This is a genomic window from Wolbachia endosymbiont of Nasonia vitripennis, assembly GCF_048054115.1.
GTDB lineage: Bacteria > Pseudomonadota > Alphaproteobacteria > Rickettsiales > Anaplasmataceae > Wolbachia.
Genome location: NZ_JAFEVF010000004.1, coordinates 16,243 through 40,810, shown reverse-complemented (window position 1 = coordinate 40,810; position 24,568 = coordinate 16,243). Strand labels below are relative to the sequence as shown.

Below are 24,568 nucleotides of genomic sequence, written 5' to 3'. Positions count from 1 at the left end.
TGTTGAATGAGCAGAAGAGTAGTAGTTACCGGTGTTGGCTTAATTACTCCACTAGCAGCAGATGTTAATAACACCTGGTCAAAGCTGAAAGAAGGTAAATCTGGCATCAAAGCAATCAATACAGATAGGTTCGACTCTTCTGATCTTGCTTGTCAGGTTGCAGGGCAGGTGCCTGTGCAATCCGATAACATTGAGCACTATTTTAATCCACCAGATTATATTTTTGAAAAAGACCTAAAAAGAACAGATCGTTTTATTCACTACGGAATTGCAGCAGCTGTTCAGGCAGTAGAAGATTCACTAATTTTGGAAAATAAAAATATTAATAAAGAGCGAATAGGTGTAGCTATTGGTTCTGGTATAGGTGGTCTTCCGTCAATTCAGGAAAATGTAATTACCATGCAGGAGAAGGGGCCTAGACGTGTTAGCCCATTTTTTGTTCCTGCAAGTCTAATAAATTTGATATCTGGTCATATTTCTATTAAATACGAATTTATAGGTCCAAATGACTCAGCGGTAACTGCATGTGCAACAGGTGCGCATGCGATTATAAACTCAGCAAGAGCTATAAAACTCGGTGAAGCTGACATTATGATTGCAGGCGGAGCAGAAAGTGCGTTATGCAGAGTTGGAATTGCAGGTTTTGCATCGATGAAGGCGCTATCAACTAAATTCAATGATAAGCCTGAAGAGGCCTCAAGGCCATGGGACGAAGAACGCGATGGATTTGTCATGGGCGAAGGGGCAGGTATATTAGTTCTGGAAGAATATGAACATGCAAAAAAAAGGGAAGCAAAAATATATGCAGAACTCACTGGATATGGGTTAACAGGAGATGCGCACCACATCACAGCACCACATCCAGAAGGAAGAGGCGCACTTAAGGCAATGGAACTTGCTTTAAGGAGTGCACAAGTAAGCCCAAGTCAAATTGGGTATATCAATGCACATGGAACTTCAACAAAACTTGGGGATAAAGTTGAAGTAATAGCAATGAAGCAGTTATTCGGTGACTATGCCTATAAAATACCTGTTTCCTCGACTAAATCTTCTATAGGACATTTACTTGGTGCCGCAGGAAGTGTTGAAGCAATATTTAGTATCCTTGCATTAAACAATGGAATTGTTCCACCAACTTTAAACCTACACAAACCTTCAGAAGGGTGTGATTTAAATTTTGTACCACTTAAAGCTCAAGAGCATAAAATTCAATATGCGCTTTCTAATTCATTTGGTTTTGGTGGTACCAACGCGTCTCTCATCTTTGGAAAGGTGTAGTTAATTATGCTATTTTGAATCGACTACGAAAATGTTATTCGAGTAGCTGAAACTGGAATGGCTTTGTTGCATAGGTCAAATAAAAAGAACTGGCAGTTACTGACAAAATTCACTATAAGACAAGCATTTAACCTACTAAAGAAAAATATGCCACAAAAAATGAGAGTCAGTAACTGCCATGAATATAACAAATTTCTCCAAGAGAGGGGAAATATTTTTTATTACGTCAATGATGCCATAGAAAATTGGTACGAAAAAGGTCCAAAAATGGCTGGTGGCAACTATATTTATAGCGATAAGGTCGTGATTCTGGTTCACATAATAACTTATTTATTTAGAATAGGTCTGAGACAAACAGCGGGATTTATAGCAGGGTACCTTGAGCAAGTAAGGAAAAACTTGCAAGTTATTAGCTATTCCCAGGCCTCAAGAAGGCTTAAAAAACTTAACATCAAAATTAATGATCGAAGACATGATAAAAATAATACAGAAGATATTGAGATTGCCATAGATAGTACTGATCTACAATAATATTCCAGGTCATAGCAAGGCAAATGGTACAGATAGAAAGTATCGCCGCTATGAGCAAACAAGAAAACTGCATGTAATGCTAGAGATAGGTAGCAAAAAAGTTATAGCAGCAAAATACAGTGGCGGAGTTTATTCTGACCACTATGGAGCATGTGATCTTATTGCAAGGATTGATGTTAAATATAATATAAGCACACTATATGCAGACAGGGCATATAATCGAAAGAAGTTATACAAACTGTGCGATGAGCTTGACATAAAGACAAGGATTCCTCCGCAAAATAATGCAGTAGAGCATCCAAAGTTGGATTATATGGATGAGAGAAATTCTACAATCAAGCTCATAAAGTCATATGATGAAGATGGTATGAAGAGGTGGAAAAAAGAGATAAATTATGGGAAGAGATCTTATATAGAAAGTTTTTTCTCGCGACTGAAGCAAACATTTGGTTTTAGTTTTAGAAACAAATCTGAGGTTAATCGTGAGAGAGAACTGCTACTCAAGTGTTATTTGCTTAACAAATTTACTGATATAGGCATGGCTAAATTTGAGATAGCTTCATGAATTTATTCCACGTTACCTATTATCCGAAGAGTGATGCAACAAAGCCAACTGGAATCCAGTTAAATTGGTCAGCATAAAAGTAATGTTGAAATATAACATTTTGATGATGATGAAGAAATGGATCCCAGTGTCAGCTACTCGAATGACAGAAGAAGAAAAAGCAAAATTTTGCCTTTTACCGCTAACCTATTATACTTACTTGATAAGTTCTATCGCTTGATTAAATGCATAAAATATTAGTAAGAAGTAACCATAAGTCCTTGATTGGAAAAATCAAGATTAATGGTTCAAAGAATGCCGTCTTGCCAATAATGGCGGCAAGCTTGTTCAGTAATTCTTCAATAACTTTGCATAACGTACCTGATTTAATTGACGTGCATTTGATGTCTGAGCTGCTTAAGAGTCTTGGTGCAGAAGTAAATTTTATATGCAATAAAGACTATAAAGCAAATCATACTTTGGAAATTGACTGTAGCAATATCAATAACCATTTAATATCACATGAAATTGCAAGCAGACTGCGAGCATCTTTTTTAATGCTAGGTCCAATGCTCAGCAGATTTGGTAGAGTTTCAACAGTATTTCCTGGTGGATGTAATATTGGAAAACGTCCTGTTGACATTCATATCAAGGCACTTGAAGCAATGGAAGCTAAAATTGAAATTGATAGCTGTAATATAACTGCAACAACAAAGGGGAAATTGCAAGGCAAAGAAATAACATTTGAAAAAGTAAGTGTTGGCGCAACAGAAAACATAATCATGGCAGCAACACTTGCAGAAGGAGTAACAACAATAAACAATGCCGCAACGGAGCCGGAAGTTCTTGATTTAATAGAGTTTCTAAAAAAAATGGGTGCCAATATTGAAGTTAACAACACAAAAATCACAATAGAAGGCGTTGATGAATTAAACGGATGTGTCCACACAATCATACCAGATCGGATAGAGGCCGGTACTTATGCTTTGGCTGCTGTCATTACCGACGGCGAGCTAAAGTTAGAAGGAGTAAGTTTGTCTGATATAGAATGTATTGCAAATGAATTGAAGACTATAGGAGCCAGAGTTGAGTTACATGATGATGGTATTATTATTTCTAGAAAAAATGGCTCTATTAAATCTGCTCACGTTGCAACAAATCCATATCCCAACTTTCCCAGTGATATGCAACCACAACTAATGTCTGCTATGTCAATTGCAGGTGGAATATCAATCATTGAAGAGAACGTTTTTGAAAGTAGATTTGCACATGCAAATGAGCTAAGAAAATTAGGTGCTAATATCAGCATCGAAAAAAATAAAGCTACTATAAGTGGAATAAAGAGCTTATCTGGAGCTAATCTATATGCTAATGACTTAAGATCAACGGCAGCTTTGGTGCTTGCTTCTTTGGTGGCTAGAGGAGAAACTACAATAAACAACTCACATCATTTATGGAGAGGATATGAGGCAATGCACGAAAAACTCAATTCATGTGGAGCTGATATCTCTGTTTCATCTTGAGAATATATTATGAATGAGACAACTAAGCGAACTACAGTAAAAGAGATAGATAAAATTCTATACGAAGAACATAAGGTGTTAGATCATGGATTTGTTCGAGTAATTGATTATATGGGCTCTGATAGCGCCATAGTTCAAGCTGCTCGCGTTTCTTATGGAAAAGGAACGAAACAGATAAATCAAGATGAAGCGCTTATAAAATACTTGATGAGACATCATCATACAACTCCATTTGAAATGTGTGAAATTAAGTTTCACGTGAAACTTCCAATTTTTATTGCAAGACAGTGGATAAGACACAGAACTGCAAATGTGAATGAATATTCCGGAAGGTATTCGATACTTGATAATGAATTTTATATACCAGAACAGGTTGCAAAACAATCTGATAATAATAAACAAGGCAGCGGTGAAGCTTTTGACTCAAGTACTTCAAAAGAAATAATAGATTCTCTAATAAATGATTCTAATTTAGTATATTCTCATTATGAGAAATTTATTGAACAGGGCCTTGCAAGGGAAATTGCCCGAACTAATCTAACACTTAATTACTATACTCAGTTTTATTGGAAAATAGATTTACATAACCTTTTTCACTTTTTAAGGCTTAGAGCTGATCAGCACGCCCAATATGAAATTAGAGTCTATGCAGAAGTTATGTTGGACATAGTGAAGAAATGGGTCCCGCTGGCCTATAATGCTTTTGTTGAATACTCGCTAAAATCAGCCTGCATTTCAAAAACTGGTCTTGAAATAATTCGCAAGCTAATAAAAGGAGAAAATGTTACGAGAGAAGAAAGTGGCATTGGTAAAAGAGAATGGAATGAGCTGATGTCTATACTTGGTAAATAATCTTGAAGATAAATGTATAGTTGTTATTTACATAGCGTTTGCAGGATAGATGTACAAAACTCAAACCAGTCACAGCTGTACGAACATTTTGGTAATTTGCATAGCAGATGATGTCATTCCAGTGCTTGACACTGGAATCTAGTTTCACCTTATGATGGTGTTATTCAAGTAGCCTCTATCCAAGTGCCCCTTTGGTGTCATCAGAGTAGCTGACACTGGGATGGCTTTGTTGCATCACACTTTATGAGATGGTGATTTATGGTAAATTCATGTAACTATCTCAAATTTAGCCATACCAATATCAGTGAATTTATTAAGCAAATAGCATTTAGTTCTTTTTCTCGATTTATCTCAGATTTATTCCTAAAACTAAATCCGAATATTTGCTTTAATCTTGAGAAAAACCCTTTAATATAAGATCTTTTCCCATAATTTACTTCTTTTTCCATTCTTTCATGCCATCTTCACCGTATAATTTTATTAACCTAATAGCAGCATTCCTGTCAGACATATAATCTATTTTTGAATGTTCTGCTGCATCCTTTTTTGGTAGAACTTTTGTTTTTATATCGTATTTCTTACACAATTTATAAAGTTTTTGCCTATCGTATGCCCTATCTGCATATAATGCTTTTATTTTGTGCTGAAAATTAACTTCTTCAAGCAAATCGCAAGTGGTCAGAGTAGACGCCATTACTGTATCTTGCAGCTATAGCTTTTTTACTATTCACACTTAACATAACATGTAACTTTCTTACTTGCTCGTAGCTTCGGTACTTTCTATCTGCACTGTTTTCCTTGTGGCCAGGAGTGTTACTGTAAATTTGTGCTATCTATGATAATTTCAATATTTTCCATGTTGCTTTTATCAATCCTGCAATCATTTATCTTAATATTAATTTTTTTGATGCTTGTGAATAGCTGCAAATCTCTTCCTATTTGTTGCAAATACCCTTTTATAAACCCGACTGTTTGTCTTAAACCAATTCTAAAGAAACTGACGATTATATGCACCAAAATCACAACTTTATCACTATAAATATAGTTGCCGCCCTGCATTTTTGGACTATTTTCATACCAATTTTCGATAGCTTCATCGATGTAACGAAAAATATTCCCCCTTTTTTCAAGGAATTTGTTATATTCGTTTTGGTTACTGACTTTCATTTTCTGTGGCATATTTTTTCTTCAACAGTTAAATGGCTGTTTTATAATGAATTTTGTCAGTAACTGCCAGTTCTTTTCACTTGAGCGATGCAACAAAGCCCATTGGGATCCAACTAAGTTGGTAAACACTTTACAACGTTTTTTGCACAAAAGGACTGGATTCTAGCGTCACGCGCTAGAATGACATCAACTTTTGAATCCAGTTATGCAAGAAATCTATTCATTTGAAACTTGTTTGAGAAACGTAGCTATAAAAACCGCAGGTACCAGTTGGTTTTTATTAGCTAAAGTAAAGGTCAAATATCTGGAATTCTGGACATAAAATCCCCCTGTAAAAAAGATTAGAAAAAAATGCAGAGCACACATGACAGAAATTAAGTATACACTGAAGAGGATACGCTACATTTTTTTATGAGTTTAATAAAAAAGGTCTGCAGACAAAGATAGATTTTTGAGCTCTAAAAATATCTATAATTGTTATTATAATCAGATTTAAAATATGCGGAAGTAATTTTTTGTGTCCGCTTAGCAGGGTGGCAAAATAAGATAGACAGATACATTTTTACATCAAAATGCTCCCCAAATGCATCAATTCTATTTTTTCATGTTGTTTCCATCAACTTGTTCAGAATTTGACTCCTTCACTGTAGAACTTGGCTTCATTTCTTTAGCTTTATTATTCACCTCTTGTATAAAATCTTCTACTGTTTTGCTATCTGAAGTAATTGCAGCTTTTAATTCTTCTATAGAATCCTCAAGTGCTTTCTCATCACTCTCATGAGTACTGAGGCCCTTTTGTAGAAGTCTTTCCATATCCTTTTCTGAAAATTCTTTAATGTCTCCATCCTTTACTAACTCTCGTATAGCAGATCGCTGCTCTTCATTTCGGAGCATTTCTATTATTTTTACTTTATTATCAAGAATTGTTCTTTCTTCTCCAGTAGCTTTAAGATCCTGTTTTGTCACATTGCTTATTAACTTTCCAAAATTATTCTCTCTTGCTTGAATCGTAGGTAATTTATCGATCACATCTTTCACAAAACTTTTCACTGCTTTTCCTGCTTTAATCGCTCCTTCTTTTATCTCACCTCTATGCTGATATATAGCATAACCAATAGCAACTATAGCAACTAGTGCTACAAACCCTACGAATGCTGCCCCACCACCAATTAATGCACCAGTCACTCCTCCTACTGTTAATAAACCTGCTAGTACACCTGTTAGTGTTGTCACTGCTGCTCCACTTATTACCCCCTGAGCTAACAGTTGATTGCCTAAAGTTTCAAGCTCTTTCTCCATGCCTTTTACTTTATTTCCTTGTTCCAAAAATTCTTTTGATTCAACTTTGTTTTTCTCAAAATTCTCCAATATAAGACCTATTACACTCCCAAAAACATTTTTATTTTCCATCAGAAATTTAGACATATCATCGATAGGTGGTGTATTAGAAATTTCACCTTTCTTTTCAAAGCCACGTAGTTTTAATAGATCCTGCAATTTTTGTAACAAATCTCCTTTTTCACTAATATATCTTACTACATTTTCAATGAACTCGTCCGAATTGGTTGGATTTGTTGTACCACCTTGTACCATATTCAATTCCTATCAATTATAAATATGCCTAATTATATATGCTAATTATTAATTATATTATAATTGACATAAAATAATTACTCCTTTCCAAATATGGAATTTGTATTACAATACCTAGATTATATGAAATCAAGGTATTTTATGGGTGAGAAAAAATTAAGAGCCGCTGTGGTTTTATCAGGATGCGGCCACCTCGACGGCACAGAGGTGAGAGAAGCAGTCTTAACTCTGCTTGTGTTTGATCAGCAGGAAGTTGAAGTCACGTGCTTTGCTCCTGATGTTGATATCACACAAGTTATGAATCACAAAACAAAAGAAGCAGTAAAAGAAAAAAGGAATGTACTTGTAGAATCAGCAAGAATTGTAAGAGGTGAGATAAATGATTTAAGAGAAGCTAAAGCTGAAAATTTTGACATGCTAGTCGTACCTGGTGGATATGGAGTTGCGAAAAATTTATCTGACTTAGCTGAAAATAAAACAGTAATGCCTGAGTTTGAAAGATTAGTCTCAGAGTTCTTTGTTGCAAAAAAGCCAATAGGAACTATATGTATATCTCCAGCCATTATTGTTTTAATTTTAAGTAGCAAGATAGGTAAAGAAGAAAGTAAGATTAAGGTAACTATAGGAAACGACAAAGACCAGTTGATAGAGAAGCTCGGCGGCGAACATATAACATGCGATACAGAGTTATCAATAGAAGATGAAAAACATAATGTATTTTCCTGCTCTGCTTATATGCGTAATGACGAAAGTATATACTCTGTATATCAAGGAATAAAACACATGATTGACAGTATGGTGAAAAAAATTAATAAAAAAACCAAACAACCATTTCTCTAAAGTGTAGTTTCTTATACAATTAATTATGTTATACTTCCAGTTGCATTATTGCTGTAGCCAAAGTAATCTATAGTTGCTTATTAATGATGAATTGTATTTAGTATATAAATTTAGTTCTTTTTTTTTATAGATTTAAATATGTTAGATCTTTTTTATATTAAAAGTGAGTGTTGTATAGATGGTCAGTGTGATACTTATGCAGGAGAAGTGAGTATTAATGATGTCATGTTGGGCAAGTTTAGCCTAAATTCACAAAGTGGGAAAAAGGCTATGGTAAATCTAGACATCGTTACATTCGATATCCATATTGCTATGGATGGCCAAGATGGAAGGACAATAAAAAGAGACCTTAAGGGTCCTGAATTTGTAATTAAAGATGACGGTTCCTGGTATATTAACAAAAATCTTGGTAATGATAAATTTGAAATTATAGTAAAGCAGTCATGATATGAAACATAGTGAGCGGAGCTTGCTTTTTAGCAATGTTTATATACTTACTTGATTTGAAAAAAAATGGAGATTATCTTAGCTGAACCACGCGGTTTCTGTGCAGGGGTTAAAAGAGCTGTAGACATATTAGCAATTACTTTAGAGAAATACAAAAATGAACGCCAAGTTTATGTACTACACGAAATCGTTCATAATAAGTATATAGTAGAGGACTTCAAGAAACAAGGAGTGGTTTTTGTAAGCAGCATAGAAGACATTAAAGACAATAAAGGAATATTGATCTTTAGCGCACATGGAGTGTCGAAAAGTATAGAGGATGAGGCAAAAAGAAAGGGTGTTCAAGTGATTGATGCAACATGTCCATTAGTTAGCAAAGTACATAAAGAGGCAAAAAGGTATGAGGATAGTGGTAAAGAATTAATTCTAATTGGACATGAAAATCATCCAGAAGTTAAAGGAATTATAGGAAGAGTAAGTAATCCTATATCTCTAGTGCAAACTATGCAAGACGTATACAATTTACAAATCAAAGATCCAGATAATTTATCTTATGTAACACAAACCACGTTAAGTATTGACGATACCAAAGAAATTATTGCTACACTGAAGCTCAGATTTCCAAGCATTACAGGCCCCGACTTAAAAGATATATGCTATGCAACACAAAATAGGCAGAACGCTGTTAAAAAATTGGCTAAAATTACAGACGTAGTGTTAATTGTAGGAAGCAAAAACAGTTCAAATTCAAACCGTTTATTAGACCTGTGCATTTCCACAGGAAAAAGAGCCTATTTGATTGATAATTATAAATGTATGAACAAAAATTGGTTGCAGGGCGCAGAAAAAATAGGAATTACTGCAGGTGCTTCTGCTCCTGATATATTAGTTGATGAGCTAGTAAATTACTTAAAAATAAATATGAATACAAAAGTTTCAGTCATGCCAGATGGATTCACTGAAAATGTTCAGTTCAAGTATACTAAATGGTAATGTGCAACAACGTGCGTCAAATCAAGTCTTTAGCTCAATTCAATTTTCAGTCTGTTGGAGAATAAAATATCAAGCTGAGATATAATTAATCCTCGTTTGTCAGGTTAAGTTGTGTCTAGCACAAATATAAAAAACCTTCATCATACAAAAGGGTTAATATTACTACTAATTTTATCAAAAACTTATAATATAAGTAATATTGTCATCTAATGTTTAATGAATTTCAATAAATTACCTTTTTAATTCTAGATGAGTATACACTTTGTTAATATGTTTGGGTCAAAACCCAAAAGTAAGTTTATGCTTTCTATAGGAAAAGAAGGCACAATGTTACTATATTTTAAAAATGATACTTTAAATAAAAGATATTTTGCTAAGGACAAAAATAATAAAGTTGTTTCTGACTTAATTTCATGTCTCTCATCAGATAAAAAAGCACCCTTATATCTGGTTCTCAATCACACTGATCAGAACTATTTGCTACAGTCTATCCCAAGAGTAAATAGGATTAGTGCTTATCTATCAGCAAAAACAAAAGTAGAGCATTTTGCTCATAATAACGATATAAATTCTATTCTCTTGGTCGAAAAGCCGAATAAATTTAATCAAAACTGGTGGTATCTATTTGTTTCATCAAAAGCAAATCATTTAATAGAATATTGGTTGGACGTGTTTGTTGAAATAGGCTCTAACTTTAAAGGAATATTAATGTTTCCTATAGAACTAGTCAGTATAGCAAAAAAGATTCTACACAAAGATCCTAGTAACTGGAAAATTATAGTTGCTGCAACTAAAACAGGTGGCTATAGACAAGTGGTTCTTAAAGAGAACAAAATGATATTTACACGTTTAATACCATTTACTAATGATAATTTACCAGGAATCATTGCTGGTGAAATATATCAGGAAGTGAAAAATACAATTCAATCTTTAACTAAGTTTGGATTTGAAAAAAATGACCCTATCGACCTTTGCATCATAGTATCAGAAGCTATTAAATCTAGTTTATCAGTTATAAATTTTTCAGAGAATAGTGTGAACATATTGACTCCATATGAGCTAGGTAAACTATTGGGAGCAGAATTAGCTATATGCGAAAAAGATAGCTTTTGTGATACTACAATTTTGTTCCATAGCTTTAAGAATAAGCCAACAGATGTTTTTAATACAAAAGAAACTAAAGAATTTTATCTATTCAATTACCTTTATTTAAACTCTCCTCGGATTTTTCTATACCTCCTTTTGACTTTAATTGTAATTAACACCTTTTGTTTGCGGAATTTGTATTCGAATTTTAATATTGCTGATAATTTATCTGCAAAGCGGAGTGCTTTAAATAACAAACTAATAAAACTTAGCCAAAGCTATAATGTAAAAAAGATAGATGAAGTTTACGATTTTATTAATATCAATAATATTTTATCAAAAATAGAGTACTCTCCTCTCACACAAGTTAAGTATGTAGAAAAGCTAAAAGTACCAGATGTAGAGCTTCAATTATTTGAGTGGAATTATAATGAGGCAAAAAGTTATATTACCACAACTTTAAGGTTTAATTTTCAATCTGGTAAAGACATTTCTTATCAATACGAGAAACTACAGAAAAATTTAAACGATAATTTCCGTACTCATGATATTAGTATTTCTAGCTTACCTACTACTAAAGAGAAAAATCTATCTATTGATGTTGAAATAGGAGAGGCAATGTAGATTGATGACTATCTCTCAACTAAAAAGAAAAGCTACAATTCAGTGCATATATTACTTATTGTTATCTATTGTATTAATAGGGTTATCAACGTGTTTTATTATCTATAACAAAAAGGTTTATAATAAAAATCAAACTGCAGCTGAGGAAATACGCTCTATTAATTTACAGATCATTGAAATTCAAAAGAAAGAAGTCGTTCTAAATAAAAACCTAGATTTATGGAAAAGAATTTCTTCTTCAAACTTACATAGTAGCAGATACATTACAAATTTAAATTTTGAGCTTAACAAGCTATATAAAAAACACTACATGTTAGAACCTGAAATATCAATTTCTATACCTGAAGAAGCTGAACTCCACAATAAAAGTGAACATACAAAAGTAATAAGAAGTGAAGTGGTTCTAAGTTTAAGCTCAATTAGCGATAAGCATATTTTTTTATTTCTACAGTCTATTCCAAATCTTCCTGGTTATGTTATGATCAGATCTCTTACCTTGAATAAGCAGAGAAATATAGATGCTAAAGTTATAAACCAGATTTTAAGTGGTAATATGATAGAGATAGTGAGAGCTAGTATAGTTTTTGATTGGTATACCATATTAAGTAGATGAATATAAAGTTGTTTTTTATTTTTACGCTGCTATTTTTTAATTTTAGTGCATATTGCAATTGCGAAGATCTTGTAGAAAATATAGGGATTTGTAAAAAATATTCTTGCCAACAGCATATTAGTAATGAAGATTTTATTGAGCATAAAATATTAGGGTTAAATAGTGAAAATTTATGTGTATATATAGAAAGACAAGGCAATGATGAAATGGTCTGTCATCATTCTAATGATGGAATGATTATAGAAAAGAAGTACTTAAAAAGTATTTTAAAAGTTGGAAATCAAGAAATAAATGACTTCATTGATATAGCAAATTTGCGTGCGAAGGAGTGTTTTTTTATCAACAATTATTATATAGATCGAGACGATATAATAAAAGAGGCAGCAGAGAGTACTTTATCGCAATATGGTAGCATAAAAAGCATTTTTTTTGATGAAGAGCAGGTTAATAGAATAGTTAGTGAGATGGAAAAGTTTAACTTACAGTCTTCAGGAGTTACAGAGGAAGAAAATTTCAATTGTAAAGTAGTCAGTTTAGATTCAATTTTATACTTTTCCCCCGATACATGGAAAATATGGGTAAATGGAAAGTTGTTTATAAATACTAAGGATTTAAAAGTGCACTCAGTAACTGAAAATTATGTAACTTTTTCATGGGCTGTAAACCAAAAGATAACAAAAGAACGGATAAGCAATTCTAAAAATGTACATTTTGGACATGGAGGTATTATGTTTACGCTTTATCCAGAACAAAAATTTGATTTAGATAGTTTATCTATTAAATAATCTAATACATCTGCGCTTGTAGCTCAGTTGGATAGAGCGTTGCCCTCCGGAGGCAAAGGTCGTGGGTTCGAATCCCTCCAAGCGCGTTTTTAATTAAATTTGACAATAATACTCTCACATAAGATAATAAAGAGATTTATTTTAAAGCATAATTATGTCTAGTGGTACTATAAATAAAGTCATATTAGTTGGTAATTTAGGAAAAGATCCTGAAATTAGGACTACACAAAATGGAAAAGAGATGGCAAGTTTTTCGATAGCCACATCTGAAAGTTGGACTGACAAATTTTCTGGTACGCGCTCTGAAAAGACAGAATGGCATAATATTGTAATTTTTAGTGAAGGATTAGTAAAAATTGTTAAGGATTTTGCGCGCAAAGGTAGTAAAGTTTACGTTGAAGGTTCTCTGAGAACTAGAAAATGGACTGACCAAAATGGTAGCGAAAGGTATACGACAGAGGTGGTGCTATATAACTTTAATAGTGCCCTTACCCTTTTAGATTCACGAAACAGTATGTCAAACTCTGATTACAAGCCAAGTGAATACAAACAAAATGAAACAGAACAAAAAGATAAACACGGAAGTTTTGACAACGATATAAAAGACGAACTAATCGATGATGAAATACCATTTTAATAACTTCAATTGAAATCTACATTTTTATGGACTGCTTGTGTTACTCCTTTTAATTGCAGTGGAGATAGTATAGATTACCAAAGCTTGCAGCGTTTACTAACAATGCAAGCTGAAGCTGAAAATGGTGTAGTGTTGCTAGGTAGCACAGGTGAAAGCTTATCACTTACTGATTCTGAAAAGCGCACATTAGTTGAATTTGTATGTGAGCTAAAATTAAATACGAAAATTATAATTGGTGTACCAGGAGTGAATCTATATCAGACTCTTGAATGGCTTGATTTTTGCAAGGGTATGCCTATTCATGGCTATCTAATGACAACTCCCATTTATGCAAAGCCTGGAATCATGGGGCAAACTTTATGGTTTGAAAAGCTGCTTGAAAAAGCACATGTGCCAGCCATGCTTTACAATATTCCATCAAGAGCAGGAGTGAGTCTTCACGCTGAAACTGTACGCAACTTATCCAGCCACGAAAAATTTTGGGCTATCAAAGATTCAAGTGGCACCGTTGATACTTTAACTCAGTATAAGAAAGTTGCACCAAATATTGAGGTCTTTTGCGGAGATGATAATATGATACCCGATATGGCTGCTAAGGGTGCGGCTGGTCTGGTTTCTGTTGCTGCCAATGTTTGGCCACGTGTAGTACATGAATATGTTAAGCAATGCATGAGTGGCGAGAACCCTCAGGCAGACAGTTGGCAACAAGCTTGCAAAACTCTATTTACTGCCAGCAATCCAATACCTACTAAAGCACTCTTGCATGACATTGGGCTTATAGAACACAAAACTGTTCGTCTACCACTAAGCACAGAAGACTTGCCTTCTATTGAAACATTGAGGCAAGCTAATAAAATGATTCTTGGATGGAAAGAATTGACTAATAGCTAAAGCTAGGAACACACATCATCAACTTCTACACCTGCATCAAATAAACTAACTTGTTATAAGAAAACTAACCATGTGAAATTCTTGTTGATATGACTTAATGAATAATTATTTTAGGTTACTAAGTTATTTAAGAAACTTTGATAATATTTAGCCCACTTACTTTCCTATTTTCCATGTCACAATGAGCCTCTATTATTTCATCAAATTTATATTTTTTATTAATTCGTACAATTAAAAGTTTTTTTCTTATCATTTCAAAAATTTCCATTGCAGTAAGCACTAACGTAAGTCTATTGTGCTTGTAGTGATATATCGAAGTTCCAGCTGCAAATAACGAACGCGAACTAAGTAAAGAGAAATTAATAGGAGCATTACCTGATATCTGCCCATAGGAAACATATATGCCAAACTTACCTAAAGATTCAAAAGAGAGCTTGCTTGTAGCGTAACCTATAGGGTCATACACCGCACCTACTCCTCTATTTTTCGTAATCTCCATGATTTTAGAAACGAAGTCTTTATCATTGTAGTTTATTGCGTATGTGCAGCCACTTTGTAAAGCTATCTTCATTTTTTCGTCAGAGCTTATAGAACCTATCACTACACCTTTTTTATCCTTTGCCCATTGGCATATTATTTGCCCCAAACCACCATTAGCTCCATGAACTAGTACAAAAGCACCAGGCCTGATTCTATAAGATTGATTAACTAAATAGTGAGCTGTCATACCTTTAAACAATACTGCAGCAGCAACTTCATCAGGTATATCATTCGGAATTTTTATCAAATATTTCTGGTGTACAATGCGCTTTTCACAATATGCCCCTGGAGGAGCTGTGCAATATCCAACTCTATCTCCAACCTTAAGTCCATCACTAATTTTTTTACCAAGCTTTTCAACAACTCCTACTGCCTCTACTCCAAGTACTGATGGCAGATCTTTAATTTTGCGTGTACCTTTTCTGTGTTCTAAATCATAACGATTTAAGCCGATAGTTGTATGACGTATTAAGACTTCCTCATCTTTTGGCTCACCTATGCTCTTATCTACAAATTCTAATACTTCTGGCCCCCCAGTTTTTTTAATTTGTATAGCTCTAACCATGATAAATGTAAGACAAAAACTTTAATTATGTTATCTAGCAATTAATATTTTGCAAAATGTTATTTAGAGTTTATACACTACATAAGCGTATTGTTAATAGTTTTGAGGCACAAATTATGACAAACAGAGAAACTTGGCTTTATGGTGTTTTATTCAATGTGTTGTGTGAAGTGGATGAAGATGACGATTTAGATACCAATAATAAAAATAAAAGAAAGGTTAAAATGTAAAATGCAAAAATCAGATAAAAAAGGAGACTATTGTAAATATTTATATACTTCTTGGGAAAAAAAGGATTTGATATTAATCACAGATTTGACTTGAAAGATTATGATGGCTTTCCAATAGATAGTCTTTTTTCCATCGCCATTAACTATAAACCGTACACTTTAACAAATCTAGCGCAAGTTTTAATAAAAGCAGGAGCTAATGTGCAAAACGAAAAAGGATATTTACATACCTGTGTTTTGACCCATTCTCCGGACATATTAAAGGCTCTCATAAAAGCGGGAGTGAATGATAGCCCAGATGAAAACTACAATGGAAACACTGCTTTAGAGTGTGTTGCTGAATTATATTGTAAGGATAAGTCAATTGAACGCAAAAATTGCTGTGAGATTCTAATTAAGCATACATTAGAAAAAAATCCCAACATAGAAATACCAGATTCTGTAAAAAATAATAAGGAGTTGGCTCAATGTTGGAATGCTTGTGAAGCAAATAATGAAGGATGGGAATTAGCAACAACGAACACTGAAACACAAGTAGTCAGTGTGCAAAAAGCAAATAAGAGCTCCTGCTCAATTCAATAGATGTATCGTACAACCTTGTTCGGATTACAATAGGAAAAGGTTTGTTATTTAAGCTTAAAAAACGTATATGATAGTGTTATTTCACTTAAATCTTTTGTACTATTGTCACGCATTATTTCAGGGTCTACGTAAAAGGATACGGGCATAGCCGCTTTTTGTTTTGGTAGCAGCATTTGCTCTTCAAAACAAAAGCATGCAACTTTATTGAAATATTTACCTGCTTTAAAAGGTGTGACATTATACACTGCCATTCCAAAAGAAGGCTGATCAGATAAATTTTTTGCATAATAAAATACTAAACTTTGTTGCCCTATATTTGTATCGATGTAGTTAGTTTCTGATTTAAATTCCCAAGGCAGACCTGATATTATATCAGCATTAAGGTGAACCCTGATTTTTTGGTCAGTTGCATTTATTGTTGCATTAGTTACTTTTCTCGTTGTGCCACCATATCCAGTAGCTTTACAAAAGATGCTATACAACGGTACTGAAGCATATGCAAGACACAGCATCAATACCACTAAAGATATTAGGAGGAAAACTATAGAACTTTTATTGTTTCCCCTTAAAAAGGAAATCATCTAATCCTTATTGTTGAACAAGTTAAGTAACCTGAGTAAATTGAGGAATATATTGATGAAGTCAAAGTAAAGATTAGTTGCACCAAGTATTGCCAGCTTAGTAGTTGCAACTTCTGAGCCATCATTATATCTATAATAAACATCTTTGATTCTCTGAGCATCGTATGCGGTCATTAAAGTAAACACTATCACTGATACAAACGATATTGCAAAATAGAGAGGACTGCTTCCAAGAAACAGATTAACTATAGATGCAATGATTAACCCCCAGATTCCCATAATCAAAAAAGAACCCATGCTGGTAAGATCTTTTTTTGTAGTATTACCATATAAAGCCATAGAACCAAACATGATCGATGTAATGAAAAATGCTCTCGCTATATTTTCTGCAGTATAAATTATAAAAATATGAGATAAAGAAATTCCCATTAAAACTGAGAATAGAAAAAATACAGTAAGTGTTGACTGAGCACTTAGGTGTTGAAGCCTAAAAGACATATAAAACACCAATGCAACTGGAGATAGCATTACCACAAGCGATAGAACAGGATTGGAATAAATCACCTGGAAAAGACCAGAAAACACTGTTAAAAACGCAACAAGCCCTGTAACACCTAAAGCTAAAGCCATATAATTGTATACTTTAGTTAGGTAACTCCTGAGTCCAGCACTATAATAAACGCCCTGAGAGCGAATATCCTGTTCGTTTTTCATATAAGACATATGTAACTCCTTATTATCTCTTGATGATATATTATAATACAATACAGCGTTTTTATCAAGTATAAAATGACATACTACAATTGAATGATGTGGTATGCAATTAGAGAATTTCTTCCATAACTATAAGCAAATCGGTTTTCAGCAGCATTTAACTATTATAACAACCTCTGGCAATAGAAATTACTTTCACCATTCCCTCTATCATGATTTAAGGGGAATGGTGAAAGTAGTTTTTGCATTTACTAAAGCATTCTTCTTATAGATACTATACCAACAATCCACTATTTTTTCTATGTCTCGCGGTTTAACCTCCGGACCTATACTGATTCTAATTGAACATTCTGCTTGCTCTTTTGTTGCTCCCATTGCAAGCAAAACATGAGAAGGCCCAACTTTTCCAGAAGAACATGCAGAACCATTGCTGACTGCAATATTATTTAAGTCAAAGCACATGAGCTGCAGATCATTCTTCACTCTCGGCATATAAATGAAACTTGTATTTGGCAATCTTTTAGAATTTCTGCCAAAGATCTTGATATCACTGACAAGACTTAATAACCCATACTCCAATTGATCACGCAGCTTCTCTACTTCATCCATCTTTGATAGAAGATCTGGAATGTTTTGCAATGCAGCAGAAAGACCTACTATTGCAATAATGTTTTCTGTACCACCACGCAATCCTTTTTCTTGCCCACCACCTATTATAGTAGGTTCTATTACAAGCTTTTTGTCAAATATTAAAACTCCACTACCTGCTATACCACCAAATTTGTGAGCAGATAAAGTAAGTAAATCCACTCCTAAATCTTCCATATTTACTTTGATTTTCCCAACACTTTGAGCAGCGTCAGTGTGACAGATTGCCCCGAATTTATGTGCCATTTTAGCTATTTCCTTAACAGGCTGGATAACTCCAGTTTCGTTATTAGCCATCATCACTGAAATTATTACTTTATTCCCTTCAAGTTCGCTTAGAATTTTCTCTAGCTCTAAAAAGTCAATAATACCCTCTTGATTAACGGGTATTATATGTCGATTACATGCAGAATTAAGAATTGAAGGATGCTCTATAGCTGAAATTACATGCAGATAGCCTTTCATTCCTCTCATGACGAGGTTGTTTGCTTCAGTTGCACCAGACGTAAAAACTATTTCTTTATCATCTGGAATGCTAAGAGCATCACGTACGTTATCTCTTACCTCTTTAAGAATCTTCCTCGCTTCTTGTCCTCTTTTATGCAGCGATGATGGATTTAGTGTTTGTTTCGACAAAATCTCAAGTATACTTTTTTTTACATTTTTACTCACTGGAGCAGTTGCATTATAATCAGCATACACGCAACTACTGTCTTCCAGAGAGAATAAACTCACAGGCTTATTTGTCACTTACCATCAACCAATTATGTATGTTAACTTTAACACGATAAAAATTTATTGCAAAAACAGGGAAATTAATACATAATTAATAAACAATTTACATTATCAACACCTGTCAAAACAGGTTTTTATTAGGAGTTATCATGGTAGAAGTCTTTTTAAATAATTCAACAAAAAAGATAGAAGGTAGATACCATCAAAGCAAAGATACCAATGCACCAGTTGTGCTAATTTTACATCATCACCCTCAATATGGTGGTAGTATGGATAGTAAGATTATACATACTATATATGAATCTTTTATCGATAATAACTTTTCTGCATTGACAATTAATTTTCGTGGTGTCGGAAAATCTACCGGAACTTTTGATAAGGGTATAGGAGAATTAACTGATGCTGCAGTAGCTATTGATTGGCTTCAGGAGCATAACTCTAACAATGTTCCAATTTGGATAGTTGGTTTTTCTTTTGGAGCATGGGTAGCTATGCAATTGACAATGCGCCGTCCAGAGATAGTAAGTTTTGTTGCCCTTTCTCTTCCAGCAACTAAGTACGATTTCTCTTTTCTCTCTCCTTGCCCAGTTCCTGGACTTATAATACAAAGTAATAATGATACAATTTCAGAAGAAAGCGATGTAACAGAATTAGCACAAAGGTTAATAAATTCGGTAAAAAATAACCATATGGAATACCATATAGTAGACGATACTAACCACTTTTTAAGGGATAAAGAAGAGGAAGTAGCTCAAATTATAGATAATTATATAAAACTACGCTTAAACAGTGCAGTCACTTCCTCCAAAAAAGTTAAAAAAGAGATAAGGGTAAAAGAATATGCCTAACTTTACAAATGAGAGAAATGAACGTATTAATATAAATAAAAAAAGTCTTGTTATGTTTAGGCAATTATTATTTCTCGTTTTAGCAATGTTTATGCTGTCAGGATGCTTTCTAAGTAAACAGCGTAAGTTAAAGAGTCCGTGTATAAAAAATAATGAAAGCATTTCATGCGAATTACACTCTGTTAATGACCATTGGTTAAATAAGTACAAGTTATAGGTAGCTTTGTATTGTACTGTTTCTTCCATTTACAGCTTTACTAATGATCGGTTTTTTAACTGAAAAATGTGATCTGCTTTTTCTGCAAGGATATAGTTGTGTGTTACTATAAGCATAGAGCTGTTATTTTCCTTTACATATGAATGTAACAGCAAAAATACATTCAAAGAATTTGTTGGGTCTAAATTTCCCGTTGGCTCATCTGCAAGTAAAAGCTTTGGAGAGTTTACAATGCTTCTTGCAATTGCAACCCTCTGCCTTTCTCCACCAGAAATTTCAGATACCATACTACTTGCTTTATTTTCCAGACCAAATTTTTCTAATATTGCTTGCGATTTTTTTTTTGCTTCAGCTTTGCTTCTTCTTGCAATAAGCTGAGGAAGCATAACGTTTTCCAACACTGATAACTCTTGTAATAAATAGTGAAATTGATAAACAAAGCTAAGAAAATTTCTTCTTACATGAGTTTTATATTTATTGCTGGCTTGCGTACAATTTACTCCATCTATTGTCACTACACCTAAAGTTGGCTTATCCAATAGGCCTGCAATTTGCAATATAGTTGTTTTTCCTGATCCTGAACTGCCGATCAATGCAACTACTTGCCCTCTTGTAAGACTCAGATTGATATCTTCTACAATAGCAGGACTTTTTTTGAAGCTCTTACTTACAGAAGCTAGCTCTAGTGTTACACCACCACCCATATTATAAAAAGATCCAGGAGGGAGAATTAGACCGAGAAACTGTTACCACACCCACATCGAGACTTAGCGAGAGCATTCTTGATTTGAAAACCAGAACCACTTAGATCTTCAGTATAATCTATAGTTGAGTTATTTAAAAATTTCGCTGAACAATTATCAACCATTAATACAGGGTTTCCATTCTCATCATTAATTACTATATCTTTACCTTTTTCACTAAAACTGGAGTGGCTTCTATAATCCTCGCTATCTTCGTCATCGTCAAAATCGTCATCCAAAGACATCTTCTGATTTATTTGATCCATAAGAAAATTATACTTGAAGCCAGAGCATCCACCACCTGAAACTGCAACCCGCAAAATAGAACTCTCATCTCCTTCCTGTTCTACAAGGGAGTGGATTTTCCTTAATGCATTGTCAGTTAAGCTAATATTGTAATCTGTTGACATAACAACCACCGTTCATTATTGATAACCTATTATAGTAGAAATTTTACATGTCAAACAATAATTTTCTATTAAGTTACGCGTGCTTTCCAAATAAAACAAAAGGAAGAAATTTTAAAGAGCCAGAAGATGAAAATCGCAGCTGCTTTCAGCGTGATAGGGACCGCATTATTCACTCTAATGCGTTTAGGAAATTGGGGTACAAAACACAAGTTTTTATCAATTATGAGCATGATTACTATCGTACTCGGCTAACTCATAGCCTTGAAGTTGCACAAATTGCAAGATCCATCGCACGCAGGCTCAGATTAGATGAGGACATCACCGAATGCATAGCGCTTGCACATGACCTTGGTCATCCTCCATTTGGTCACACAGGTGAGAATGCTCTAGTTCAAATTGATAACGAGAAGTATAAGTTTGATCATAACGTTCAAGCTATAAGGATTTTAACTTATCTTGAACAAAAACATGCTGACTTTAATGGTATGAATCTAAGTTGGGAAGTGATTGAAGGCGTTGCAAAGCATAACGGTCCTTTACTCGGTCAAAATACGGTATCCCACACAAATAATCAGCTACTATTAGAATACAATGAAAAATATGATCTAAAGCTTGAAGAATTTTCAAGTCTTGAAGCACAAGTTGCTTCGATTGCTGATGACATTGCTTATAGTGTTCATGATCTTGATGATGCACTCAGGGCAAATTTAGTAATAACCGAAGATTTGCTCGATGTTCCTTTAATTGGCAAAATGTTCAAAGAAGTAAAAAGCGAATATTCAGAATTGGCTCAAAGCAAACTCATACATGAATCACTGAGTAGAACTATAGGAATTATGATAAATGATGTCGTTTTTCAGACTGAAAGAAATATTAAAGACTACAAAATAAAAAGCGTAGAAGATGTAAGAGGTCTAAATACAATGCTAGTCACATTTTCACCAGAAATTGCAAATGCCACAAAAGAGATGAAAAAATTTAACATGGAAAAAATATACAGAAGTTATAAACTGACCAGAACAATGAACAAAGCAAAACGTATAGTACAGGAGCTTTTTCAATGTTTTTATGAAAACCCAAGGTTATTACCCACAGAGTGGAACAAGCTTGCTTGTGAATCTCAGCGTTCAGTAATAATATGTGATTATATCTCAGGTATGACAGATAGATTTGCCATACACGAGCACAGAAGAATTTTTGATACCTCATACGAAATGACTTCTTTCTAATGACCGATGATTATTTCATGTCGATCGCATTAAAACTTGCAGAAAAAAGTCTTGGAAGTGTTGCACCAAATCCCGCTGTTGGATGTATCATTGTAAAAGATGGTATGATAATTGGTGAAGGCTACACAGGAATCGGTGGACGTCCACATGCAGAAGTAATTGCTCTACAAAATGCTAAAGATTTAACTCATGGTGCAACTATGTACGTCACTCTTGAACCATGCTGCCACTTTGGAGTTACAGAACCTTGCACTGCAGAAATCATAAGATCTGGAATAAAAATGGTGGTGATTGCAACAATTGATCCAGATAGTAGGGTTTCAGGTAGAGGGATAAAAGCTTTAGCAGATGCAGGAATTGAAGTAAAACAAGGGATTATGCAGAAAGAAGCAGAGAAACTAAATGTTGGCTTTTTTACCACTAAGAAACTCCATAGACCATTTATAGCTTGCAAAATCGCAACAACTCTCGATGGAAAAATCGCAACGTTTACAGGTGATAGCAAATGGATAACAAGTGAAGATACGAGAAATTGGGTACATGAGCTCAGAGCAAAATATGATGCAATTATGATTGGCAGTAGTACCCTTATCAATGACGATCCACTCTTAACTTGCAGATTACCAGGACTCGAAGACAGGTCGCCAATAAGGCTAATTATCGATAGCCAAGGGAAATTGAAGAAAGAGCATAATATTGCAAAGACTGCAGACAAAGTAATAACTTGGGTAATCACAAATAAGGAAGTAGAGAGAAAAATAAAAGACATTAATTATTTGATAGTCAATTCAAATCACAAACCTCCTGTTATTCCAGATGTTACCCCAACACACTCTCCTGTCATTCCAATGCCTTCTCCTGTCATCCCAGTGCCCAGACACTGGGATCCAGAAAACTTCAAGCAATTGCGTAGTGAAAACTGGATTCCAGTGTCAAGCACTGGAATGACATCAGATCGAAAAGTCTGCCTAAAAGACATGGCATCAAAACTTGTTTCAGAAATTGGTATAACAAGGTTATTAGTTGAAGGTGGAGGAGTGTTGATTACAGAATTATTAAAGCACAATTTAATCGACAGGTTGATAATCTGCCGTAGTGGCAAGATTTTAGGTAATGATGCCACTCCTTTTGTAGAAGATTTAGGAATTCAATCCATCAATGAATGTTATCAGTTCAAAAAAGCAGAGATAATAGAGTTTAGTAAGGATGTAGTTGAGATGTGGGATAGATTACCGTAACCTTTACATACTTGAACGATAGAGAAAAGAAGTAGAGATGACCCTACCTCTTTTTTTCTCGATTTAAAACTACTTACCAATAATAACTTTGGATATAGCTGCATTTACTACAAACTCTCCTAATTTAGTTGAAACTCCATTTTTTAAAGATTCAAGATCTTTATCACTTACCGCAACTTTTAATGGATTAGAATCAGTCATACATAACTCTGTTTTCATATCAGCAGGCTGATCTTTACTATCTACGCTAGTTAATTCCACTTTATAATTATCATTATCGTCAGCAACAGCAACGTGTTTAAATTTAACTTCAACTGATTTACCTTCTGATAATACGTGCAGGACCACTTCACTACCCTCTTTTTTATCATTTGTCAATGCTTGATAATCATCTTTTGAAAGTTTCAGATTTAATTTCTGATTTTCTTCAACAACTGCACCACTCTTTACCACATCACCAAGAAGAACAGAGAAATCTGCATCTTTACCATTCGCGCCGTCTTTACCATTCTCACCCTTTTCACCTTTAGCATTTTCTATTGCATGCATTTGCTGATATGAAGCATAAGCTGCTGCGGCAAAATATACAGCGGCAATAAATAGAACTGCAATTCCAGCAGGGCTAGCAATAAGTGCTAAAGACGCAGGTCCAGCAATTACTTTAGTAGCAATCAATACTGTTGTTATTGCTGCTGCTAAAGATGCAGTTGCAACTGTACTTTCAATACTCATTTTTGTTATATGTGCAGTGTTTTCCCACTTCAATACGTTTTTTATAGTCATAATAGTCCCCTTATAATAAGGCTAATAAAAAGATTGAGTAGTGTGTATTAATAATGCATGTTGGTCAAGCTACTTTTCGCATAAAGTATATATTTCAAGCT

Annotated in this window: 25 protein-coding genes, 1 tRNA gene and 2 pseudogenes; 19 read left to right on the top strand and 9 right to left on the bottom strand. The window is 34.1% G+C overall.

Annotated elements, in window-relative coordinates; translation table 11 throughout:
- Positions 1-6: 6 nt before the first annotated feature.
- The 5 genes and pseudogenes from fabF to thyX all read left to right on the top strand — a co-directional run bounded on the left by fabF (position 7) and on the right by thyX (position 4,728).
- Positions 7-1,278, top strand: a complete 1,272-nt coding sequence (gene fabF / locus JR053_RS01340; RefSeq protein WP_010406452.1) for a beta-ketoacyl-ACP synthase II — start codon at positions 7-9, stop codon at positions 1,276-1,278.
- 147 nt (positions 1,279-1,425) lie between these two features.
- Positions 1,426-2,374 (top strand): annotated as a pseudogene (locus tag JR053_RS01335) (IS5 family transposase).
- A gap of 82 nt (positions 2,375-2,456) precedes the next feature.
- Positions 2,457-2,594: a hypothetical protein gene (locus tag JR053_RS01330; protein ID WP_158307661.1), complete on the top strand. Its 138-nt coding sequence runs from the start codon at positions 2,457-2,459 to the stop codon at positions 2,592-2,594.
- 4 nt (positions 2,595-2,598) lie between these two features.
- On the top strand, positions 2,599-3,876 hold the full coding sequence (gene murA / locus JR053_RS01325; RefSeq protein WP_416603302.1) for a UDP-N-acetylglucosamine 1-carboxyvinyltransferase: 1,278 nt from the start codon (positions 2,599-2,601) through the stop codon (positions 3,874-3,876).
- Positions 3,877-3,885: 9 nt separating this feature from the next.
- Positions 3,886-4,728, top strand: a complete 843-nt coding sequence (thyX, locus tag JR053_RS01320; RefSeq protein WP_010403081.1) for an FAD-dependent thymidylate synthase — start codon at positions 3,886-3,888, stop codon at positions 4,726-4,728.
- 267 nt (positions 4,729-4,995) lie between these two features.
- Here the strand turns inward: thyX and JR053_RS01315 are convergent.
- Positions 4,996-5,907 (bottom strand): annotated as a pseudogene (locus JR053_RS01315) (transposase).
- Between the two features lie 582 nt (positions 5,908-6,489).
- A complete protein-coding gene (locus tag JR053_RS01310) occupies positions 6,490-7,488 on the bottom strand; it encodes a glycine zipper family protein (protein ID WP_416603299.1) in 999 nt (332 codons plus the stop codon).
- A gap of 141 nt (positions 7,489-7,629) precedes the next feature.
- On the opposite strand from JR053_RS01310, the gene elbB reads away from it, so the two are divergent.
- The 9 genes from elbB to dapA all read left to right on the top strand — a co-directional run bounded on the left by elbB (position 7,630) and on the right by dapA (position 14,404).
- Positions 7,630-8,328 carry an isoprenoid biosynthesis glyoxalase ElbB gene (elbB, locus tag JR053_RS01305; RefSeq protein WP_416603297.1) on the top strand — a complete coding sequence of 233 codons (699 nt, stop codon included), beginning with the start codon at positions 7,630-7,632 and terminating at the stop codon, positions 8,326-8,328.
- A gap of 138 nt (positions 8,329-8,466) precedes the next feature.
- The gene (locus JR053_RS01300) at positions 8,467-8,775 is read left to right on the top strand and encodes a hypothetical protein (protein WP_010406993.1); all 309 of its coding nucleotides are present in this window, start codon (positions 8,467-8,469) and stop codon (positions 8,773-8,775) included.
- Positions 8,776-8,841: 66 nt separating this feature from the next.
- Positions 8,842-9,768 carry a 4-hydroxy-3-methylbut-2-enyl diphosphate reductase gene (gene ispH, locus JR053_RS01295; RefSeq protein ID WP_010406995.1) on the top strand — a complete coding sequence of 309 codons (927 nt, stop codon included), beginning with the start codon at positions 8,842-8,844 and terminating at the stop codon, positions 9,766-9,768.
- Between the two features lie 270 nt (positions 9,769-10,038).
- Positions 10,039-11,478: a hypothetical protein gene (locus JR053_RS01290; protein ID WP_010406997.1), complete on the top strand. Its 1,440-nt coding sequence runs from the start codon at positions 10,039-10,041 to the stop codon at positions 11,476-11,478.
- Between the two features lie 4 nt (positions 11,479-11,482).
- Positions 11,483-12,091, top strand: coding sequence for a hypothetical protein (locus JR053_RS01285; protein WP_010406999.1), 609 nt, complete (start codon positions 11,483-11,485; stop codon positions 12,089-12,091).
- A complete protein-coding gene (locus JR053_RS01280; RefSeq protein WP_010407002.1) occupies positions 12,088-12,876 on the top strand; it encodes a hypothetical protein in 789 nt (262 codons plus the stop codon). The genes JR053_RS01285 and JR053_RS01280 overlap by 4 nt, the downstream gene beginning before the upstream one ends.
- Positions 12,877-12,888: 12 nt before the next feature.
- A tRNA-Arg gene (locus JR053_RS01275) sits at positions 12,889-12,962 on the top strand.
- Between the two features lie 68 nt (positions 12,963-13,030).
- Positions 13,031-13,513, top strand: a complete 483-nt coding sequence (ssb, locus tag JR053_RS01270) for a single-stranded DNA-binding protein (RefSeq protein WP_006014313.1) — start codon at positions 13,031-13,033, stop codon at positions 13,511-13,513.
- 9 nt (positions 13,514-13,522) lie between these two features.
- Positions 13,523-14,404, top strand: coding sequence for a 4-hydroxy-tetrahydrodipicolinate synthase (gene dapA / locus JR053_RS01265; protein ID WP_029237692.1), 882 nt, complete (start codon positions 13,523-13,525; stop codon positions 14,402-14,404).
- A gap of 127 nt (positions 14,405-14,531) precedes the next feature.
- Here the strand turns inward: dapA and JR053_RS01260 are convergent, their stop codons facing one another.
- The gene (locus JR053_RS01260; protein ID WP_010407010.1) at positions 14,532-15,509 is read right to left on the bottom strand and encodes a quinone oxidoreductase family protein; all 978 of its coding nucleotides are present in this window, start codon (positions 15,507-15,509) and stop codon (positions 14,532-14,534) included.
- 281 nt (positions 15,510-15,790) lie between these two features.
- Here JR053_RS01260 and JR053_RS01255 point away from each other — a divergent pair, with 281 nt between their 5' ends.
- On the top strand, positions 15,791-16,321 hold the full coding sequence (locus tag JR053_RS01255) for an ankyrin repeat domain-containing protein (RefSeq protein WP_010407015.1): 531 nt from the start codon (positions 15,791-15,793) through the stop codon (positions 16,319-16,321).
- Between the two features lie 44 nt (positions 16,322-16,365).
- On the opposite strand, the gene JR053_RS01250 is transcribed toward JR053_RS01255, so the two are convergent.
- The 3 genes from JR053_RS01250 to JR053_RS01240 all read right to left on the bottom strand — a co-directional run bounded on the left by JR053_RS01250 (position 16,366) and on the right by JR053_RS01240 (position 19,014).
- Complete coding sequence (locus JR053_RS01250) at positions 16,366-16,902, bottom strand: cytochrome c oxidase assembly protein (protein WP_010407017.1); 537 nt, start codon at positions 16,900-16,902, stop codon at positions 16,366-16,368.
- The gene (locus tag JR053_RS01245) at positions 16,903-17,625 is read right to left on the bottom strand and encodes a Bax inhibitor-1/YccA family protein (RefSeq protein WP_007302228.1); all 723 of its coding nucleotides are present in this window, start codon (positions 17,623-17,625) and stop codon (positions 16,903-16,905) included.
- 201 nt (positions 17,626-17,826) lie between these two features.
- Positions 17,827-19,014, bottom strand: coding sequence for a cysteine desulfurase family protein (locus tag JR053_RS01240; protein ID WP_010407022.1), 1,188 nt, complete (start codon positions 19,012-19,014; stop codon positions 17,827-17,829).
- A gap of 134 nt (positions 19,015-19,148) precedes the next feature.
- On the opposite strand from JR053_RS01240, the gene JR053_RS01235 reads away from it, so the two are divergent.
- On the top strand, positions 19,149-19,847 hold the full coding sequence (locus JR053_RS01235; protein WP_010407025.1) for an alpha/beta hydrolase: 699 nt from the start codon (positions 19,149-19,151) through the stop codon (positions 19,845-19,847).
- Positions 19,840-20,064, top strand: coding sequence for a hypothetical protein (locus JR053_RS01230; protein WP_006014264.1), 225 nt, complete (start codon positions 19,840-19,842; stop codon positions 20,062-20,064). Before JR053_RS01235 ends, JR053_RS01230 begins: the two co-directional genes overlap by 8 nt.
- A 29-nt stretch (positions 20,065-20,093) precedes the next feature.
- Here the strand turns inward: JR053_RS01230 and JR053_RS01225 are convergent, their stop codons facing one another.
- Together JR053_RS01225 and JR053_RS01220 are read right to left on the bottom strand one after the other, a co-directional pair.
- A complete protein-coding gene (locus JR053_RS01225; protein ID WP_010407030.1) occupies positions 20,094-20,768 on the bottom strand; it encodes an ABC transporter ATP-binding protein in 675 nt (224 codons plus the stop codon).
- 26 nt (positions 20,769-20,794) lie between these two features.
- On the bottom strand, positions 20,795-21,217 hold the full coding sequence (locus JR053_RS01220; protein ID WP_010407032.1) for a HesB/IscA family protein: 423 nt from the start codon (positions 21,215-21,217) through the stop codon (positions 20,795-20,797).
- Positions 21,218-21,264: 47 nt separating this feature from the next.
- Here JR053_RS01220 and JR053_RS01215 point away from each other — a divergent pair, with 47 nt between their 5' ends.
- Together JR053_RS01215 and ribD are read left to right on the top strand one after the other, a co-directional pair.
- On the top strand, positions 21,265-22,446 hold the full coding sequence (locus JR053_RS01215; protein ID WP_010407034.1) for a deoxyguanosinetriphosphate triphosphohydrolase: 1,182 nt from the start codon (positions 21,265-21,267) through the stop codon (positions 22,444-22,446).
- Positions 22,446-23,684, top strand: coding sequence for a bifunctional diaminohydroxyphosphoribosylaminopyrimidine deaminase/5-amino-6-(5-phosphoribosylamino)uracil reductase RibD (gene ribD, locus JR053_RS01210; RefSeq protein WP_416603289.1), 1,239 nt, complete (start codon positions 22,446-22,448; stop codon positions 23,682-23,684). Before JR053_RS01215 ends, ribD begins: the two co-directional genes overlap by 1 nt.
- 69 nt (positions 23,685-23,753) lie before the next feature.
- On the opposite strand, the gene JR053_RS01205 is transcribed toward ribD, so the two are convergent.
- Positions 23,754-24,467: a hypothetical protein gene (locus JR053_RS01205; protein ID WP_179949524.1), complete on the bottom strand. Its 714-nt coding sequence runs from the start codon at positions 24,465-24,467 to the stop codon at positions 23,754-23,756.
- Positions 24,468-24,568: the final 101 nt, after the last annotated feature.